The following is a 17,979-nucleotide window of genomic DNA, read 5'->3' as shown; positions in this document are numbered from 1 at the left end:
GTGGAGGAGGAGCCTTGTTCGAGGCCGTGGAAGGTCTGGTCCGGGAGCATGAAGAGCTGGAGACCCGGTTGGGTGCTCCGGAGACCCACGCCGACCAGCGGCTGGCCAAGACGCTCAACCAGCGCTACGCCGAGCTCTCCGCGGTGATCGCGGTCTGGCGGGAGTGGAAGCAGCTCGGGGAGGACGCCGAGGCGGCCGGCGAGCTCCTCGCCCAGGACCCGGAGTTCGCCGCGGAGGCCGAGGCGATCGCGGAGCGGAGGACCGCCGCGGAGGAGCGGCTGCGCCGCCTGCTGGTCCCGCGCGACCCCTCGGACGCCAAGGACGCGATCCTCGAGGTCAAGTCGGGCGAGGGCGGGGAGGAGTCCGCGCTCTTCGCCGCCGACCTGCTGCGCATGTACACCCGGTTCGCCGAGCAGCGCGGCTGGCGCACCGAGGTGCTCGACGCCAACGAGTCGGACCTGGGCGGCTACAAGTCGGTGACGGTCGCGGTGAAGGCCAAGGGCACGCCGGAGCCGGGGGAGGCCCCTTTCGGGATGCTGAAGTTCGAGGCCGGGGTGCACCGGGTCCAGCGGGTGCCGGTGACGGAGTCCCAGGGGCGCGTCCACACCTCGGCGGCCGGCGTGCTGGTGATGCCCGAGGCCGAGCAGGTCGACGTGGTGGTCGACGACAACGACCTGCGCATCGACGTCTTCCGCAGCTCGGGTCCCGGCGGCCAGAGCGTCAACACCACCGACTCCGCGGTGCGCATCACCCACGTGCCCACCGGGATCGTGGTCAGCTGCCAGAACGAGAAGTCCCAGCTGCAGAACAAGGAGCAGGCGATGCGGATCCTGCGTGCCCGGCTGCTCGCCGCGGCCCAGGAGGAGGCCGCCGCCGAGGCCAGCGAGACCCGTCGCAGCCAGGTGCGCACGGTCGACCGCTCCGAGCGGATCCGGACCTACAACTACCCGGAGAACCGGATCAGCGACCACCGCACCGGCTACAAGGTCCACAACCTCGACCAGGTCCTCGACGGCGACCTGGGCCCGGTGCTGGCCAGCTGCCTGGACGCCGACCTGGCCGCGCGGCTGGACGCCCTCGAGTCGTGAGCGCCCCGGTCCCGGCCAGGTCCGCCCGTCGGGAGGCCGCCGAGCGGCTCCGGCACGCGGGGGCGAGCAGCCCCGAGCGCGACGCCGAGGAGCTGCTCGCGCACGTCCTCGGCGTCCCCCTCGGACAGCTCCCGCTGGTCGGCGACGTGCCGCCGGACGCCCTGGCCCGGCTCGAGGAGCTCGTGGCCCGGCGGGCGGCCCGCGAGCCGCTGCAGCACCTGACCGGCTCGGCCGGCTTCCGCTACGTGGAGCTCGCCGTGGGGCCGGGCGTCTTCGTCCCCCGGCCGGAGACCGAGCTGCTGGCCGGATGGGCGGTGGAGGCCGCCCGGGAGGTGCAGCACGAGACCGGGCGCGGCGCCGTGGTGGTCGACCTGTGCACCGGCTCGGGAGCGATCGCCCGCGCCATCGCCGACGAGGTGCCCGGAGCGGCGGTGCACGCGGTCGAGCTCGAGCCGGCCGCGCACGCGTGGGCCGCCCGCAACCTCGAGGGCACCGGCGTCGACCTGCGACAGGGCGACATGGCCGAGGCGTTCGAGGACCTCCTCGGCGCCGTCGACGTGGTGGTGTGCAACCCGCCGTACATCCCCCTGGAGGCCTGGGAGTCCGTCGCGGTCGAGGCCCGCGACCACGACCCCCACGCCGCTCTCTTCTCCGGCGACGACGGCCTGGACGCCATGCGGGTGCTGGAGCGCCGGGCCGCGGTGCTGCTCAGGCCCGGCGGCGTGCTGGGCGCCGAGCACGCCGACGCGCAGGGGGAGAGCGCCCCGGAGGTCTTCGTGGCCGCCGACCGGTGGACCGAGGTGCGCGACCACCCGGACCTGGCCGGTCGCCCGCGCTACGTGACGGCGCGACTGGCACGATGATCTCCATGCGACTCCCGACCTCCACCGAAGCCGAGCGCGACGAGGCCATCGAGGCCGCCAGCCTCGCGGTGCGCCGCGGGGAGCTGGTGGTCATCCCGACCGACACCGTCTACGGCATCGGCGCGGACGCCTTCGACGCCGGCGCCGTCCGGGCGCTGCTCGAGGCGAAGGGCCGCGGCCGTGAGAAGCCGCCACCGGTGCTGGTGAGCAGTCCGGCCACGCTTGAGGCGCTGGCCACCCGGGTGCCCGACTACGCCCACGTCCTGGTCGAGGCGTTCTGGCCGGGTGCGTTGACGCTGGTCTGCCACCAGCAGCCCTCGCTGCAGTGGGACCTGGGGGAGACCCGCGGCACCGTCGCCGTCCGGATGCCCGACGACGCCGTGGCCCTGGCGGTCCTCGAGCGCACCGGGCCGCTGGCGGTGAGCTCGGCCAACCTGACCGGTCGCCCTCCCGCGCGCGACGCCGAGGAGGCCGAGAGGATGCTGGGGGCCAGGGTCGAGGTCTTCGTCGACGGCGGACCCTCGGCCGGCGGGGAGCCGTCGACCATCCTCGACATCACCGGCACCCGCCCGGTCGTCCTGCGTTGGGGGGCGCTGGACGCCGAGGCGCTCGACGCGGTGCTGGCCCCCCTGGGCATGGCGCTGGCGGGGGAGCCCGGCACCGACGCCTCCACGGACACCGGCGCCGAGACCCGGCCGAGCGGGGACTGATGCGCGAGTACCTCCTCGTCTTCCTGGTCGCCGCCGCCAGCACCTACCTGCTCACGGTCATCGCCCGCGAGATCGCGCTGCGCACCGGCGCGGTCGCGGCGGTCCGCGACCGCGACGTGCACGACGAGCCGATCCCCTACCTGGGCGGCCTGGCGATGCTCGGCGGGCTGGTCGCGGCCTTCGTCGTCGCGCGCGAGCTGCCGTTCCTCTCGCGCAGCGACCCGTTCGTCTTCCGCGACGTGGCTGTGGTGCTGGGCGCCGGCGCCCTGATCTGCGCGGTGGGGGTGCTCGACGACATCTTCGACATCGACGCGCTCACCAAGCTCGGAGGCCAGGTGCTGGCCGCGGGGCTGCTGGTGTTCTTCGAGGTCAAGTTCTACTTCTTCCCCGACAGCGGGGGAGGGCAGCTCGCTCTCGACCCCACCCAGGGAGCCCTGCTGACCGTCGTGGTGGTGGTCTCGACGGTCAACGCCGTCAACTTCGTCGACGGGCTGGACGGCCTGGCCTCGGGCGTGGTCGGGATCGGCGCCTGCGCCTTCTTCCTCTTCTGCTACCAGCTCTCCGACCTCAACGGGGTCACCCTGGCCACCACCGGCGCCCTGCTCAGCGCGGCGCTGGCCGGGGCCTGCCTCGGCTTCCTGCCGCACAACTTCCATCCGGCCAGGCTCTTCATGGGCGACTCCGGCTCGATGCTTCTCGGGCTGGTGCTCTCGGCCAGTGCGCTCACCCTCACCGGCCAGTTCGTGGGCTCGGAGATCTCCTTCGGCCGGGAGGGGAGCACGGCGGGATGGGTGGTGATGCTCCCGTTGCTGCTGCCGGTCTCCCTGCTGCTGGTGCCGATGGCCGACCTGGTGCTCGCCGTGGTGCGCCGCACCCGCGCCGGCCGCTCGCCGTTCGCCCCGGACAAGCAGCACCTGCACCACCGGCTCCTCGAGATCGGGCACTCGCAGCGGCGCGCGGTCTTCATCATGTGGACCTGGGCGGCTCTCATCGGCTTCGGGGGAGTGGTCACCAGCCTCTACACCGGGCCCACGGTGGTGGTCGGGCTGGTGGTCGCCACGCTCCTCACCCTCGGGGTGACCTTCCTGCTCCCCAACGTGCACGCCCCCAGCCAGCCGGCGGCGACGCCGTCCGAGGAGTCCTGAGCCCGATTCGGAGCCGCCCGAGGCTTGTGATAGTTTTCACGAGCGCCCGCGGCACCTGGCGGGCATGCCCTCGCCCTCCACAGGAACGGCCGCCGACATGTCGACCGAGACGAAGCAGGACCACCGGGACCCCGGTCTCGCAGTCCTGCTCGCGGCGGCTCTCGTCGCCGTCGGCCTCGGTCTCGCGGTCGTCGCCCTGGCGGCGCTGCTCGGGGGCCGCAGCGGCGCCCTGGGAGCAGCGGCCGGGGCGGGCGCCGTGCTGACCGTGCTGGTGACGGGCTCCTTCGTGGTCCACGTGGTCGCTCACCTGATGCCCAGCGCCTCCCTGCTGGTGGCCCTGCTGACCTACGGGCTCCAGATCACCGTGCTGGGGGCCGTCCTGCTCTCCTTCCACCGCTCCGGCGCGCTGGGGGACACCCTGCACCCCGAGTGGCTGGTCGCCGGGGTGGTCGTGGTGACGCTCACCTGGGTGTGCGCCCAGATCTGGATCAGTGCGCGCTCCCGCGTGCTGATCTACGACCTGCCCGAGACGCGCACGTCCGAGCGCACGGAGGCGGGTGCGAGATGACCCTCGACGGCTGCTATTGTCCGGATCGCGATGGCTCGACAGAACACTCCCCAGGGTCACGCCGAAGACTCGGATGGACAGCCCAGCCAGGATCCCTGGCGAGCGTTCAGCTACGTGCTCACCGGCGTGCTGGTCTACGGACTCGTCGGGTGGGGCCTCGACCAGTGGTGGGGCACCAGCTTCATGGTGGGCCTCGGCATCGTGCTGGGCGCGGCCCTGGGTCTCTACATGACCTGGAAGACATTCGCAGCACCACCGGCTCGCGACGACAACTCGAACTGAAATCAGCAGTGCGGCAGACACAGGAGACAGCGTGAGTGCAATCGCGATGAGCGCGATGCGGACCGAGGGGTTCGTCCCCCCGGGTCCGGGCGACTTCAACCTCCCCCCGGTGGGCTACAACCAGGAGAACGCACCGACGTTCGAGTTCCTGGGCGAGACCATGTACCTGGGTGTCACGAAGCCGATGCTCCAGCTGGCGCTGTCGGTCATCGTGGTCTTCGCGTTCTTCTACTACGCCTCGCGCAAGCGCGCCGTGGTGCCCGGCAAGCTCCAGTACGTCGGGGAGCTCGGCTACGGCCTGGTCCGCAACAGCCTGGCCCGCGACAACATCGGCAGCCACGACTTCATGCGGTTCGTGCCGCTGCTGGTCTCGATGTTCTTCTTCATCCTGGTCAACAACTACTTCGGGCTCTTCCCGCTGATCCAGTTCCCGACCATGTCGCGCGCCGGCATCGCCTACACCCTGGCGATCATCGCCTGGGTCGTCTACAACTACGTGGGCATCAAGAAGCACGGCTTCGGCAGCTACCTGAAGCTGCAGACGGTCCCGAGCGGCATGAAGGGCCCGGTCCTGCTGCTCCTGATCCCGCTGGAGTTCTTCTCCAACATCCTCGTGCGCCCGGTGACGCTGGCCCTGCGTCTGTTCGCCAACATGTTCGCCGGCCACATCCTGCTCCTCCTCTTCGCCCTCGGCGGCGAGTACCTCATCGCCGAGATGGGTGGCGTCTACATCGCCGCGGGCGCCCTCTCCTTCGTGATGTTCATGGTCATCTGCGTCCTCGAGATGCTGGTCATGTTCCTCCAGGCCTACGTCTTCGTCCTGCTGACGTCGATGTACATCGCCGGCGCCCTCGCCGACGAGCACTGATCCCCAGACTCGGTCGGGCGCTGTCCGACCTGGCAGAACCAACCGAACACCAACACACTCCCAACACTGGGAACTACGAAAGGAAGAAGCCGTGGGTGGCTCTCTCAACATGCTCGGTTACGGCGTCGCGACGATCGGCCCCGGCCTCGCCGTCGGCCTGATCTTCGCCGCGTACATCAACGGTGTGGCCCGCCAGCCCGAGGCGCAGGGTCGTCTCCAGCCGATCGCCATCCTGGGATTCGCCCTGGCCGAGGCGCTCGCCATCATCGGTATCGCCCTCGCCTTCGTCCTCAGCTGACGTAGGCCTGGCCGACATCCGACCTGATCCGAACTAAAGGACCTGCCCATGCAGACTGAGGTCATCCGGGCGGCGGGTGGGGAGCTCAACCCCCTCATCCCGCACCCGATCGAGATCGTCCTCGCGGCCGTCTTCTTCATCGCCCTCGTGGTGCTCGTGAAGAAGTTCGTCATGCCGGCCTTCGAGGAGGCGTACGCCGAGCGCACCGCCGCCATCGAGGGCGGCCTCGCCGCGGCGGAGAACAAGCAGGCCGAGGCCGACGCCAAGCTCGCCGAGCTGGAGAAGCAGCTGGCCGACGCCCGGCACGAGGCCGCGCGCATCCGTGAGGAGGCGCGTGAGCAGGGTGCTGCCATCGTCGCGGAGATGCGGGACCAGGCCCAGGCCGAGGCCACCCGCATCGTCGAGCACGGCAAGACCCAGATCGAGGCCGAGCGCCAGCAGGCGGTCACCTCGCTGCGGGCTGAGGTCGGGGTCCTGGCAACGGGGCTCGCCGGTCGGATCGTCGGTGAGAGCCTGGACGACGAGGCGCGCCAGCAGCGTGTCGTCGACCGTTTCCTCGCCGAGCTGGAAGGCGCCAACTGATGTCCTTCCGTGGTGCTTCCGCCGAGGCGTACGCCGCACTGTCCCGGGTGGCCGACGCCGCCCTGGCCGGTGGGGCCGACGCTGCCGAGGTCGGTCACGACCTGTTCTCGGTGGCCGAGGTGCTGCGGAGCGAGCCCGGCCTGCGCCGCGTCACGACCGACGTCTCGGTCGACTCCGCGGCGAAGGCCGGCCTCGTGCGGCAGCTCTTCGGGAACAAGATCTCCGCCGGCGCCCTCAGCGTCGTGGAGCAGGCTGTGTCGCAGCGTTGGACCCAGCCCCGCGACCTGGCCCTGGTGCTGGAGGAGCTCGGAGTCACCTCCACGGTGAAGTCGGCCGGGTCGGACTCCGCCCGGCTGGCCGACGAGCTCTTCGCCTTCGGCGAGGTGCTCAACGTCAACCCCGACCTGCGCAGCGCCCTGGCCGACCCCGCCCGGTCGATCTCGGACAAGCGCGAGCTGCTGCGCGGCCTGCTGAGTGGCAAGGCGCTCCGGGCGACGCTCAGCCTGGTGGACCAGGCCCTGGCCGGCACCCACCGCACCGTGGCGATGGCCCTGGAGGCCTACCGCCACCTCGCGGCCTCGATCCACAACCAGCGGGTCGCGACGGTGCGGGTGGCCAAGCCGCTCTCCCAGGCCGACGAGGACAGGCTGGCGGCCGCGCTTCGCCGCCAGTACGACCGTGAGATCCAACTGAACGTCGTCGTCGACCCCGAGGTCATCGGCGGGATCCGTGTCGAGATCGGTGACGACGTCATCGACGGCACGGTGGCCAGCAAGCTCGACGACGCCCGTCGCGCGCTTGCCGGCTGAGCCGGACCACCAGGGTCCACCCACTCAAGAACTTCGAGCACACGAAAGTAAGGATGAGGAAATGACGGAGCTTTCGATCCGTCCGGACGAGATCCGGGACGCTCTGCAGCGCTTCGTGTCGGACTACACGCCCGAGACAGCCAGCCGCGAAGAGGTCGGCAGCGTGGCCGAGGCCGCGGACGGTATCGCCCGCGTGAGCGGCCTGCCCTCCGTCATGGCCAACGAGCTGCTCGAGTTCGAGGACGGGACGCTGGGCATCGCGCTCAACCTCGACACCCGCGAGATCGGTGTCGTGGTCCTGGGTGACTACGACAAGATCGAGGAGGGCCAGCAGGTCCGCCGCACCGGTGAGATCCTCTCGGTCCCCGTCGGCGAGGGCTACCTCGGCCGCGTCGTCGACCCGCTCGGCAAGCCGATCGACGGCCTCGGCGAGATCGAGTCGCACGAGCGTCGTGCGCTCGAGCTCCAGGCGCCCGACGTGATGCAGCGCAAGTCGGTCCACGAGCCGCTCGCGACCGGCATCAAGGCCATCGACGCGATGACCCCGATCGGCCGCGGCCAGCGTCAGCTGATCATCGGCGACCGGGCGACCGGCAAGACGACGATCGCGATCGACACGATCATCAACCAGAAGCAGAACTGGGAGTCCGGCGACCCGGACAAGCAGGTGCGCTGCATCTACGTCGCGATCGGTCAGAAGGGCTCGACCATCGCCTCCGTGCGCGGCGCCCTCGAGGAGGCCGGTGCGCTCGAGTACACCACCATCGTGGCCTCCCCGGCCTCCGACAGCGCGGGCTTCAAGTACCTCGCCCCGTACACCGGCTCGGCCATCGGCCAGCACTGGATGTACGACGGCAAGCACGTCCTGATCGTCTTCGACGACCTGACCAAGCAGGCCGAGGCCTACCGCGCCGTGTCGCTGCTGCTGCGCCGTCCGCCGGGCCGTGAGGCCTACCCGGGCGACGTGTTCTACCTGCACAGCCGGCTGCTCGAGCGCTGCGCCAAGCTCTCCGACGAGATGGGCAAGGGCTCGATGACCGGCCTGCCGATCATCGAGACGAAGGCCAACGACGTCTCGGCGTTCATCCCGACCAACGTCATCTCGATCACCGACGGCCAGATCTTCTTGCAGTCGGACCTCTTCGCCGCCAACCAGCGCCCCGCCATCGACGTGGGTGTCTCGGTGTCGCGCGTCGGCGGCTCAGCGATGACCAAGGCGATGAAGGCCGTCACCGGCTCGCTCAAGGTCGACCTCGCGCAGTTCCGCGCGATGGAGGCCTTCGCGATGTTCGCCTCCGACCTCGACGCCGCCTCGCGTCAGCAGCTGGACCGCGGGCAGCGCCTGATGGCCCTGCTCAAGCAGCCCCAGTACTCGCCGTACCCGCTGGAGGAAATGACCGTCTCCCTGTGGATCGGTACCTCGGGCCGCCTGGACAAGGTGCCCACCGAGGACGTGCTCCGCTTCGAGACCGAGTTCCTCGACTACCTGCGCCGCTCGCACGAGGGCATCCTCGCCGGCATCCGGGAGACCCAGAAGTTCGAGGACTCGACCGAGTCGCAGCTGTCGGACGCCTACGACTCCTTCCTCGACCAGTTCGAGACCTCGGACGGCCAGTCGATCAAGGCGGGCAAGGAGCAGCACGTCGCTCTCGAGGACGAGGACGTCGAGCAGGAGCAGATCGTCAAGCAGAAGCGGGGCTGAGGCATGGCTCTCTCGGTACGTGAGTACCGCGCGCGGATCAAGTCGACGGAGTCGATGAAGAAGATCACGCGTGCCATGGAGCTCATTGCCGCGTCGCGGATCATCAAGGCGCAGCAGCGGGCCCAGGCGGCAGCGCCGTACGCCCGCGAGCTGACCCGGGCGGTGTCGGCGGTGGCGACGTTCTCCAACGTCGACCACCCGCTGACCACCGAGCCGGCGAACGCGGCCCGTGCCGCGGTCCTGGTCGTGACCAGCGACCGCGGCCTGGCCGGGGCCTACGCCTCCAACGTGCTGCGCGAGGCCGAGCGCCTCGTCGAGAAGCTGCGCGAGGAGGGCAAGGAGGTCGACCTCTACGTCACCGGACGCAAGGCCGAGGGCTACTACAGGTTCCGCCAGCGCAAGGTCGTGCAGGCGTGGACCGGGTTCTCCGACCAGCCGACCTACGACGTGGCCGCCGACATCGGCGCGACCCTGATCTCCGCCTTCCTCAACGACGACGAGGACAAGGAGGGTGGCCAGAACACCCCCGCCGGGGTCGACGAGGTCCACGTGGTCTTCACGCGGTTCCGCTCGATGCTCACCCAGGAGCCGCAGGCCGTGCGCCTGCTGCCGCTGGAGGTCGTCGAGGGCACCGAGGCCCCGGAGACGGGTGAGCTCCTGCCGCTCTACGAGTTCGAGCCGTCCGCGCAGGAGGTCCTCGACGCCCTCCTGCCGCGCTACGTCCAGAGCCGGATCTTCTTCGCCCTGCTGCAGGCCGCCGCCTCCGAGCTGGCTGCCCGACAGAAGGCGATGAAGTCGGCCACCGACAACGCCGACGAGCTCATCAAGAAGTACAAGCGAATCGCCAACCAGGCCCGCCAGGCTGGCATTACCCAGGAAATCAGCGAGATCGTCGGTGGCGTCAACGCCCTTGCCGACGCTAACGCCGGCCAAGAGTGAATGCGGAGAAGAGAGACATGACTGCCACTGTTGAAGAGACCCGGTCTTCCGGCGCCGCCGGCGGTGTCGGACGGATCACGCGCGTCATCGGCCCGGTCGTCGACATCGAGTTCCCCACCGACGCGATGCCGGCGGTCTACAACGCCCTCAAGGTCGATCTGACCCTCGCCGGCGAGACCCAGACCATCACCCTCGAGGTCGCGATGCACATCGGCCACGGCATGGTGCGCGCCATCTCGATGAAGCCCACCGACGGCCTGGTCCGCGGCTCCCAGGTGCGCGACACCGGCGGCCCGATCACGGTGCCCGTGGGCGACGTGACCCTCGGCAAGGTGTTCAACACCACCGGTGACTGCCTCAACCTCGCCGAGGGGGAGACCCTGGAGGTCAAGGAGCGCTGGGGGATCCACCGCAAGGCCCCGGCCTTCGACCAGCTGGAGTCCAAGACCCAGATGTTCGAGACGGGCATCAAGGTCATCGACCTGCTCACCCCCTACGTGCTGGGCGGCAAGATCGGCCTGTTCGGTGGTGCCGGCGTCGGCAAGACGGTGCTCATCCAGGAGATGATCGCCCGTGTCGCCAAGGACCACGGTGGTGTGTCGGTGTTCGCCGGTGTCGGCGAGCGCACCCGTGAGGGCAACGACCTCATCGTCGAGATGGAGGAGGCCGGCGTCATCGGCCAGACCGCCCTCGTCTTCGGCCAGATGGACGAGCCGCCGGGCACCCGCCTGCGGGTCGCGCTGGCCGCGCTGACGATGGCGGAGTACTTCCGCGACGTGCAGCAGCAGGACGTGCTGCTCTTCATCGACAACATCTTCCGGTTCACCCAGGCCGGCTCGGAGGTCTCCACCCTGCTGGGCCGGATGCCGTCGGCCGTGGGCTACCAGCCCAACCTGGCCGACGAGATGGGTCAGCTCCAGGAGCGGATCACCTCGACGCGTGGTCACTCGATCACCTCGATGCAGGCGATCTACGTGCCGGCCGACGACTACACCGACCCGGCCCCGGCGACCACCTTCGCCCACCTGGACGCCACCACCGAGCTGTCCCGCGAGATCGCGTCGCTGGGCATCTACCCGGCGGTGGACCCGCTGACGTCGACCTCGCGGATCCTCGACCCACAGTACATCGGCAAGGAGCACTACGACTGCGCCGTCCGGATCAAGCAGATCCTGCAGCGCAACAAGGAGCTCCAGGACATCATCGCGATCCTCGGTGTCGACGAGCTCTCCGAGGAGGACAAGGTCATCGTCTCCCGGGCCCGTCGCATCCAGCGGTTCCTGTCGCAGAACACCTACGTGGCCAAGCAGTTCACCGGCATCGAGGGGTCGACCGTCCCGGTCAAGGACACCATCGAGGCGTTCAACAAGATCGCCGACGGTGAGTACGACCACGTGGCCGAGCAGGCGTTCTTCATGTGCGGCGGTCTCGACGACGTCGAGGCCAAGTGGGCCGAGATCCAGAAGTCCCTGTGATGGCGTCCGACTCTTTGCTCCAGGTGGAGCTCGTCGCCGCCGACCGCCTCGTGTGGTCGGGGCAGGCGAAGATGGTCATCGCGCGCACCACGGAGGGTGACGTGGGCATCCTGCCCCGGCACGCTCCCATGCTCTCGGTGATCATCGAGGGGGTCGTGGACGTGCAGACCGCGGAGGGTGAGACCTGGGTGGCCGCGGTGGACGCCGGGTTCCTCTCGGTCGCCGACAACCGGGTCTCGATCCTCTCGGAGCGTGCGGAGATGTCGCACGAGATCGACCTCGAGAAGGCCCGGGCGGAGTACGACCGGGCCAGGCAGGCCGGCGAGGACGACGCGGAGGCCGCCGAGGCCCTGCGCCGCGCCGAGGCGCGGATCCGCGCGGTCGAGCGGGCTTCCTGACGACGCGCAGAACCACACCAGTAGGGTGAGCACACGGGTGGCCGTGGGCTCACCCTGCTGCATTTCCGGGGGCCGATTCCGTGAGGAGGTGGGATGCCGACCTGGCTCGTGGCGCTCGACGTAGTCGGCGTGCTCCTGATCCTGGTGCTCTGCTACGGCGTTGCGCTGATCGTTCGGCGCCGGGCGTTGTCGCGTCACGGCGGGACGTTCGAGCTGAGCCATCGCGCCCACACCGACCGCCCCGGTAGGGGCTGGGTGCTGGGCCTGGGCAGGTACACCGGGGACTCCCTGGAGTGGTTCCGGATCTTCTCCCTCTCACCCCGTCCCGCCCACGTCTGGGAGCGCGAGAAGATGGCCTACGCCGGCCAGCGCGCCGCAGAGGGGCCGGAGCAGCTCTCCCTCTACGCCGACCACGTGGTGGTCTCCTGCGACACCCCGGAGGGGACGGTGGAGCTGGCCATGAGCCGCTCCTCGCTCACCGGTCTCCAGGCCTGGCTCGAGGCCGGACCGCCCGGAACCAACTGGGACCTGCGCCCGATCCGCTGACCCGGACGCCGACGACCGCGCCGACCGGGCGCGGCCGTCGAGCCTCCCGGGGCGCTCAGTCCCGTTCGCCGCCCGGCACCCACAGCACGTCGCCCTGCGCGGCGTTGGCGTGCCGCGCCAGGATGAAGAGCAGGTCGGAGAGCCGGTTGAGGTACTTGATGGCCAGCACGTTCATCGTCTCCTCGTGCTCGGCCCAGGCCGCCCAGGCGGAGCGCTCCGCCCGGCGCACCACGGTGCGGGCGACGTGGAGGTGGGCGGCGCCGGGGGTGCCGCCGTTGAGGATGAAGGAGCGCAGGTTGGGCAGGGTCTCGTTGAACTCGTCGCACCAGCCCTCGAGCCGGTCGACGTAGTCCTGCTCGATGCGCAGCGGCGGGTACTGGGGGTCGGGGACCACCGGGGTGCAGAAGTCGGCGCCCACGTCGAAGAGGTCGTTCTGGATCCGGGTCAGGACCCGGCTCACCTCCTCGCTCAGCCCGCCGGTGGCAAGGGCCACGCCGATGGCCGCGTTGGCCTCGTCGACGTCGGCGTAGGCGGCGAGCCGGAGATCGGTCTTCGACGTCTCGCTCATGTCGCCGAGGCGGGTGGTGCCGGCGTCGCCGGTGCGGGTGTAGATGCGGGTGAGGTTGACCATGCCCGGGAGCCTAGCCCGGCGAGCGGGACGGCAGGCCGGCGCGCCGTTCGCGACCTCAGCCGCCCCTTTTACCTCTTCTGTCACATTACCGAAGGGTCGACGGGACGCTGTCCGCTTAGCGGACAGTCGGTCGCCACGCCCAGGTAATGATGTGGCTGTCGCCCAACCATGTGAGGTAGATAACACGTCTAGAGGTCGAGCGCACCCCACATCGGGGTGGGGTGCCGGACCAGGTGGAGGCGTCGGGGGACGTCTCCAACGACCGGCGGGCGGGTGCCGGAAAGGGCGGGGCAGGCATGGAGATCGTCGCCGACGGACCGATACTTCTCCTCCGGGGGGACTTCGACGTGCGCAGCACCCTGGAGGTGCGCAACGCGGTCTACGCCCACCTCGAGCGTCACCGTGAGGCCGACGTGGTGGTCGACCTGACCGACGTGAGTGCCGTCGACGTCACGGCGCTGCGACTGCTCGCGGTGGCGACCCGGCAGGCCCTGCGGGAGGGGCACCACCTCACCCTGCGTGGTTGTGGTCCCGCGGTGCGCCGGATGCTGCATCTCTCGGGCCTGGTCCGGGTGCTCGAGGTGGAGCGCCGCCCCGCCACGGCCTGAGTGCTGTTTCCCACAGCGAGACCTCGCGCCGCCCCGCGGCGCGGGCCTTAGCATCAGGGCTATGACTGAGCCCCTGCATGCCAAGGATCGTCCCTGGGTGATGCGCACCTACGCCGGCCACTCGACCGCCGCCGCGTCCAACGCGCTCTACCGCAACAACCTCGCCAAGGGACAGACCGGTCTGTCGGTCGCCTTCGACCTGCCGACCCAGACCGGCTACGACCCCGACTCCCCGCTCAGCAGGGGAGAGGTCGGCAAGGTCGGGGTGCCGGTGCCCCACCTGGGCGAGATGCGGCGCCTGTTCGAGGACATCCCGCTCACCGAGATGAACACCTCGATGACGATCAACGCCACCGCGATGTGGCTGCTGGCGATGTACCAGGTCGTCGCGGAGGAGCAGAACCCCGGCCTGGAGCCGACCGAGGTGGCTGCCCAGCTGGCCGGCACCACGCAGAACGACATCATCAAGGAGTACCTCTCCCGGGGGACCTACGTCTTCGGCCCCGAGCACTCCATGAGGCTCACCGCCGACATGATCGCCTACACGGTCAACACCATCCCCAAGTGGAACCCGATCAACATCTGCAGCTACCACCTGCAGGAGGCCGGGGCCACCCCGGCGCAGGAGCTGGCCTACGCCCTGTGCACCGCGATCGCCGTCCTCGACTCGGTCCAGGCCGCCGGCCAGGTCTCCGAGGAGGACTTCGAGAAGGTCGTGGGTCGGATCTCCTTCTTCGTCAACGCGGGCGTCCGCTTCGTCGAGGAGACCTGCAAGATGCGCGCCTTCGTGCAGCTGTGGGACGAGATCACCAAGGAGCGCTACGGCGTCCAGGACCCGAAGATGCGGCGCTTCCGCTACGGCGTCCAGGTCAACTCCCTCGGCCTGACCGAGGCGCAGCCGGAGAACAACGTGCAGCGCATCGTGCTGGAGATGCTCGGCGTCACGCTGTCCAAGAACGCCCGGGCCCGGGCCGTGCAGCTGCCCGCCTGGAACGAGGCACTCGGACTGCCGAGGCCGTGGGACCAGCAGTGGTCGCTGCGCCTGCAGCAGGTCCTCGCCTTCGAGTCCGACCTGCTGGAGTACGAGGACATCTTCGAGGGCAGCCGCGTCATCGAGGCCAAGGTCGCCGACCTGGTCGCCGGCGCGCGCGCCGAGATGGACCGTGTCCAGGCCATGGGCGGCGCCATCGCCGCGGTGGAGTCCGGCTACATGAAGTCGGAGCTGGTCTCGGCCCACGCGGCCCGCCGGGCGCGCATCGAGGCCGGCGAGGAGGTCATCGTCGGCGTCAACAGGTTCGAGACGACCGAGCCGTCGCCGCTGACCGCGGACCTCGACGGGGCGATCCAGACCGCCGACCCCGCGGCCGAGGAGGCGGCCAGGGAGAGCGTGCGTGCCTGGAAGGCCCAGCGCGACGAGGCCGAGGTGGCCGCGGCCCTGGAGCGGCTGGCCGCCGACGCCAAGACCGACAAGAACCTGATGGAGGCCACGCTGGCCGCCGCCCGCGCGGGTGCCACCACGGGCGAGTGGGCCGGGACGCTGCGCGAGGTCTTCGGCGAGTTCCGCGCACCCACCGGGGTCCAGGGGGCCGTGGGGGTCGCCGAGACGGGCAGCGAGCTGAGCGCCGTCCGCGACCGGGTCCGGGCCACCGGCGAGGCGCTCGGTGGGCGCCTGCGCCTGCTGGTCGGCAAGCCGGGGCTCGACGGGCACAGCAACGGCGCCGAGCAGGTCGCCGTCCGGGCCCGCGACGCCGGGTTCGAGGTGATCTACCAGGGGATCCGACTCACCCCGGAGCAGATCGTCGCTGCGGCCGTGGCCGAGGACGTGCACTGCGTCGGCCTCTCGATCCTCTCCGGCTCCCACATGGAGCTGGTGCCGGCGGTCCTCGCGGGTCTGCGCGAGGCCGGGCTGGAGGACCTCCCGGTGATCGTCGGGGGGATCATCCCCGACTCCGACGCCAAGGCCCTGCGGGCCCAGGGGGTGGCGGCCGTCTACACGCCCAAGGACTTCGGCCTCACCGAGATCATGGACGGCCTGGTCGACGTCATCCGCCGGGCCAACGACCTGGACTGACGCGCCGGCCTCACCTGCGCGACCCGAGACGGGTCGCGCAGGTGAGGTTAGGCAACCCTCATTTTCTGCTACGGTGCTGGACATGGGGAAGAGCAAGGGGAAGCGGGCCGACGAGTCCGTGGCTCGCCTGCCCAAGAAGAAGTGCTGCGAGTCCAAGGACCGCTGCGGTCGATGCCCCCTGCGCATGCTCAAGGAAGGGACGCTTCCCGACGGCTACACCGTCCACAAGCGGAGGCTGGTGAAGGTCGGGGACGTGCCGGCCAAGGTCAAGTCCGGCAAGGGCGGCAAGAAGTCCAAGGCCGCCTAGGCCGCCCGGGCCGGGCTTCCCGGTCCCGTCAGAAGAGGCGGTGCTCGGAGTCGTCCATCCCGCGCAGGGCGTCGTAGTCGACGACCGCGCAGGCGATCCCGCGGTCGCCGGCCAGCACCCGGGCCTGGGGCTTGATCTCCTGCGCCGCGAAGATGCCGCGGACCCGCCCCTTGGCGCTGAGCAGGGGGTCGCGGTTGAGCAGCTCCAGGTAACGGGTGAGCTGCTCCACCCCGTCGATGTCGCCGCGCCGCTTGATCTCCACCGCGACGCTGAGGCCGTCGGCGTCGCGGCACATCAGGTCGACCGGGCCGATGGCGGTCGGGAACTCCCGGCGGACCAGGGTGAGGCCCTCGGCGAGGGTGGCGGGGTGCTCGGCCAGCAGCTCCTGGAGGTGCTTCTCCACCCCGTCCTTGCGCAGGCCGGGGTCGATCCCGAGCTCGTGCCGGGAGTCGTGGTGGACCTCCTCGATGAGGATGCGCAGGGTGTCGCCGTTCTTGCCGGTGACCGTCCACTCCGCGAGGTCGGCCCCGTCCACCTCCGTGGTGCCCTCGCGCACCGTGCAGGGAGGCGACATCCAGTTCAGCGGCTTGTAGGAGCCCCCGTCGCTGTGCACGAGCACCGACCCGTCCGACTTGAGCATCAGGACGCGGGTGGCCATCGGCAGGTGGGCGGTCAGCCGTCCGGCGTAGTCGACCTGGCAGGTGGCAACGACGAGTCTCACGGACGAGCAATCTACCCGCCCGTGCGCGGCGACCGGCGCGCGCGGGTCGCGAGCACAGGATCTGCAAGCCCGTCCGTTTATCGGACGAATGGTGCGACTCGTGCTCGTTCACGAGCTGAGCCTGCGCTACCGGCCAGTAGCTGCGTGTCATCATGCCGCCATGACTGAGACAGCCGCCTCCCACGAGCAGATCAGCAGCACGCTGGTCCTGCCCTACCTCAACCACGCGCTCCGGATGTACGCCGAGGGCTACGCCTCGCGCGCCGACATCGACGCCGCCATGCGCTTCGGCTGCGGCTACCCCCAGGGCCCCCTCAGCACCGTCGAGGAGCTCGGCCCGGAGAGCGTGCGCGACCAGCTCGCCGCGATGTACGCCGAGACCCAGGACGAGCTGCACCGGCCCGCTGAGCTGCTGGAGAGCCTGGTCGCCGCGGGCGCCGGCACGGTCGACTCCCAGGACGGCACCGGCGCCGCCGCGCAGCCGCAGCTGCGGCACGAGATCCGCACGGTCGGGGTGGTCGGCACCGGCACGATGGCCTCGGGCATCGTCGAGGTCTTCGCCAAGAGCGGCTACCCGGTGGTCTACGTCGGCCGCAGCCAGGAGAAGCTCGACGGCGTCGTGGCCCTGATCACCAAGTCGCTGGACAAGGCGATCGCGCGCGGCAAGCTCGACGAGGCGACCAAGGCCGAGGTGCTCGGCCGGCTCACCGGCGCGACCGAGCGCGAGGCGCTCGCCGACGTCGACCTGGTGGTCGAGGCGATCGCGGAGGACCTGGCGGTCAAGACCGAGCTCTTCGCCGACCTGGACCGCATCTGCAAGCCGGGCGCGATCCTGGCCACCACCACCTCCTCGCTGCCCATCTCGCAGTGCGCGGCCGCCACGGCGCGTCCGGAGTGGGTCATCGGGATGCACTTCTTCAACCCCGCCCCGGTGATGAAGCTGGTCGAGGTGGTCACCACCGAGCTCACCGACCCGGCCGTCGACGAGACGGTCCGCGCGCTCTGCGCCGAGGTCGGCAAGGTCGCGGTCTCCTGCGGTGACCGGGCCGGCTTCATCGTCAACGCCCTGCTCTTCCCGTACCTCAACGACGCGGTGAAGATGCTCGAGAGCAACCAGGCCGAGATGGCGACCATCGACACCGCGGTCAAGGAGCAGGCGGGCTTCCCGATGGGTCCCTTCGAGCTGCTCGACGTGGTCGGCAACGACGTCTCGCTGGCGATCCAGAAGGAGCTCCACGCCGAGTTCAAGCACGCCGGCTTCGCCCCCGCCGCGCTGCTCGAGCAGGTCGTCGCGGAGGGGCGCCTGGGCCGCAAGACCAAGCGCGGCTTCCACGACTACTCCTAGTCGCACCCCGCGGTGGTGGCCGC

Annotated in this window: 21 protein-coding genes; 19 read left to right on the top strand and 2 right to left on the bottom strand. The window is 70.3% G+C overall.

The genetic code is table 11. The features are described 5' to 3' along the window. Nucleotides 1-14: 14 nt before the first annotated feature. From prfA to AC4BG9_RS00160, 15 genes are all read left to right on the top strand, one after another. Complete coding sequence (gene prfA, locus AC4BG9_RS00230; protein ID WP_490569072.1) at nucleotides 15-1,088, top strand: peptide chain release factor 1; 1,074 nt, start codon at nucleotides 15-17, stop codon at nucleotides 1,086-1,088. After that, complete coding sequence (prmC, locus tag AC4BG9_RS00225) at nucleotides 1,085-1,951, top strand: peptide chain release factor N(5)-glutamine methyltransferase (protein ID WP_490569071.1); 867 nt, start codon at nucleotides 1,085-1,087, stop codon at nucleotides 1,949-1,951. The genes prfA and prmC overlap by 4 nt, the downstream gene beginning before the upstream one ends. A gap of 5 nt (nucleotides 1,952-1,956) precedes the next feature. Then, a complete protein-coding gene (locus tag AC4BG9_RS00220) occupies nucleotides 1,957-2,661 on the top strand; it encodes an L-threonylcarbamoyladenylate synthase (RefSeq protein ID WP_490569070.1) in 705 nt (234 codons plus the stop codon). Then, complete coding sequence (locus tag AC4BG9_RS00215; RefSeq protein WP_490569069.1) at nucleotides 2,661-3,806, top strand: MraY family glycosyltransferase; 1,146 nt, start codon at nucleotides 2,661-2,663, stop codon at nucleotides 3,804-3,806. The genes AC4BG9_RS00220 and AC4BG9_RS00215 overlap by 1 nt, the downstream gene beginning before the upstream one ends. A gap of 97 nt (nucleotides 3,807-3,903) precedes the next feature. Further along, nucleotides 3,904-4,374, top strand: a complete 471-nt coding sequence (locus tag AC4BG9_RS00210; protein ID WP_490569068.1) for a hypothetical protein — start codon at nucleotides 3,904-3,906, stop codon at nucleotides 4,372-4,374. A gap of 30 nt (nucleotides 4,375-4,404) precedes the next feature. Then, complete coding sequence (locus AC4BG9_RS00205; RefSeq protein ID WP_490569067.1) at nucleotides 4,405-4,656, top strand: AtpZ/AtpI family protein; 252 nt, start codon at nucleotides 4,405-4,407, stop codon at nucleotides 4,654-4,656. 31 nt (nucleotides 4,657-4,687) lie between these two features. Further along, complete coding sequence (atpB, locus tag AC4BG9_RS00200) at nucleotides 4,688-5,524, top strand: F0F1 ATP synthase subunit A (RefSeq protein ID WP_490569066.1); 837 nt, start codon at nucleotides 4,688-4,690, stop codon at nucleotides 5,522-5,524. A 91-nt stretch (nucleotides 5,525-5,615) separates the two neighbouring features. Further along, nucleotides 5,616-5,822 carry an ATP synthase F0 subunit C gene (locus AC4BG9_RS00195; protein ID WP_309136429.1) on the top strand — a complete coding sequence of 69 codons (207 nt, stop codon included), beginning with the start codon at nucleotides 5,616-5,618 and terminating at the stop codon, nucleotides 5,820-5,822. 48 nt (nucleotides 5,823-5,870) lie between these two features. After that, nucleotides 5,871-6,404, top strand: a complete 534-nt coding sequence (locus AC4BG9_RS00190) for a F0F1 ATP synthase subunit B (RefSeq protein WP_490569065.1) — start codon at nucleotides 5,871-5,873, stop codon at nucleotides 6,402-6,404. After that, nucleotides 6,404-7,213 carry a F0F1 ATP synthase subunit delta gene (locus tag AC4BG9_RS00185; protein WP_490569064.1) on the top strand — a complete coding sequence of 270 codons (810 nt, stop codon included), beginning with the start codon at nucleotides 6,404-6,406 and terminating at the stop codon, nucleotides 7,211-7,213. Before AC4BG9_RS00190 ends, AC4BG9_RS00185 begins: the two co-directional genes overlap by 1 nt. 61 nt (nucleotides 7,214-7,274) lie before the next feature. After that, a complete protein-coding gene (atpA, locus tag AC4BG9_RS00180) occupies nucleotides 7,275-8,915 on the top strand; it encodes a F0F1 ATP synthase subunit alpha (protein WP_490569063.1) in 1,641 nt (546 codons plus the stop codon). 3 nt (nucleotides 8,916-8,918) lie between these two features. Further along, nucleotides 8,919-9,854 (top strand): F0F1 ATP synthase subunit gamma, encoded by a 936-nt coding sequence (locus tag AC4BG9_RS00175; protein WP_490569062.1) that lies wholly within the window; start codon nucleotides 8,919-8,921, stop codon nucleotides 9,852-9,854. A 17-nt stretch (nucleotides 9,855-9,871) separates the two neighbouring features. Next, nucleotides 9,872-11,329 carry a F0F1 ATP synthase subunit beta gene (gene atpD, locus AC4BG9_RS00170; protein ID WP_490569061.1) on the top strand — a complete coding sequence of 486 codons (1,458 nt, stop codon included), beginning with the start codon at nucleotides 9,872-9,874 and terminating at the stop codon, nucleotides 11,327-11,329. After that, nucleotides 11,329-11,727, top strand: a complete 399-nt coding sequence (locus tag AC4BG9_RS00165) for a F0F1 ATP synthase subunit epsilon (protein ID WP_490569060.1) — start codon at nucleotides 11,329-11,331, stop codon at nucleotides 11,725-11,727. The genes atpD and AC4BG9_RS00165 overlap by 1 nt, the downstream gene beginning before the upstream one ends. A 93-nt stretch (nucleotides 11,728-11,820) precedes the next feature. Then, complete coding sequence (locus tag AC4BG9_RS00160; RefSeq protein WP_490569059.1) at nucleotides 11,821-12,273, top strand: DUF2550 domain-containing protein; 453 nt, start codon at nucleotides 11,821-11,823, stop codon at nucleotides 12,271-12,273. Between the two features lie 55 nt (nucleotides 12,274-12,328). On the opposite strand, the gene AC4BG9_RS00155 is transcribed toward AC4BG9_RS00160, so the two are convergent. Beyond that, nucleotides 12,329-12,904 carry a cob(I)yrinic acid a,c-diamide adenosyltransferase gene (locus AC4BG9_RS00155; RefSeq protein ID WP_490569058.1) on the bottom strand — a complete coding sequence of 192 codons (576 nt, stop codon included), beginning with the start codon at nucleotides 12,902-12,904 and terminating at the stop codon, nucleotides 12,329-12,331. Nucleotides 12,905-13,125: 221 nt separating this feature from the next. On the opposite strand from AC4BG9_RS00155, the gene AC4BG9_RS00150 reads away from it, so the two are divergent. From AC4BG9_RS00150 to AC4BG9_RS00140, 3 genes are all read left to right on the top strand, one after another. Beyond that, on the top strand, nucleotides 13,126-13,512 hold the full coding sequence (locus AC4BG9_RS00150; protein ID WP_490569057.1) for an STAS domain-containing protein: 387 nt from the start codon (nucleotides 13,126-13,128) through the stop codon (nucleotides 13,510-13,512). Nucleotides 13,513-13,573: 61 nt separating this feature from the next. After that, nucleotides 13,574-15,583, top strand: a complete 2,010-nt coding sequence (locus tag AC4BG9_RS00145) for a protein meaA (RefSeq protein ID WP_490569056.1) — start codon at nucleotides 13,574-13,576, stop codon at nucleotides 15,581-15,583. Between the two features lie 82 nt (nucleotides 15,584-15,665). Further along, complete coding sequence (locus AC4BG9_RS00140; RefSeq protein WP_490569055.1) at nucleotides 15,666-15,890, top strand: hypothetical protein; 225 nt, start codon at nucleotides 15,666-15,668, stop codon at nucleotides 15,888-15,890. Nucleotides 15,891-15,918: 28 nt separating this feature from the next. On the opposite strand, the gene nucS is transcribed toward AC4BG9_RS00140, so the two are convergent. Further along, complete coding sequence (gene nucS, locus AC4BG9_RS00135) at nucleotides 15,919-16,611, bottom strand: endonuclease NucS (protein WP_490569054.1); 693 nt, start codon at nucleotides 16,609-16,611, stop codon at nucleotides 15,919-15,921. Between the two features lie 160 nt (nucleotides 16,612-16,771). Here nucS and AC4BG9_RS00130 point away from each other — a divergent pair, with 160 nt between their 5' ends. Further along, complete coding sequence (locus AC4BG9_RS00130) at nucleotides 16,772-17,956, top strand: 3-hydroxyacyl-CoA dehydrogenase NAD-binding domain-containing protein (protein WP_490569053.1); 1,185 nt, start codon at nucleotides 16,772-16,774, stop codon at nucleotides 17,954-17,956. Nucleotides 17,957-17,979 lie beyond the last annotated feature (23 nt).

It is taken from the genome of Nocardioides sp. Z40_12 (assembly GCF_058215795.1).
Note: the sequence above shows the minus strand (reverse complement) of the source record. Positions and strands in the feature narration are given on the sequence as shown.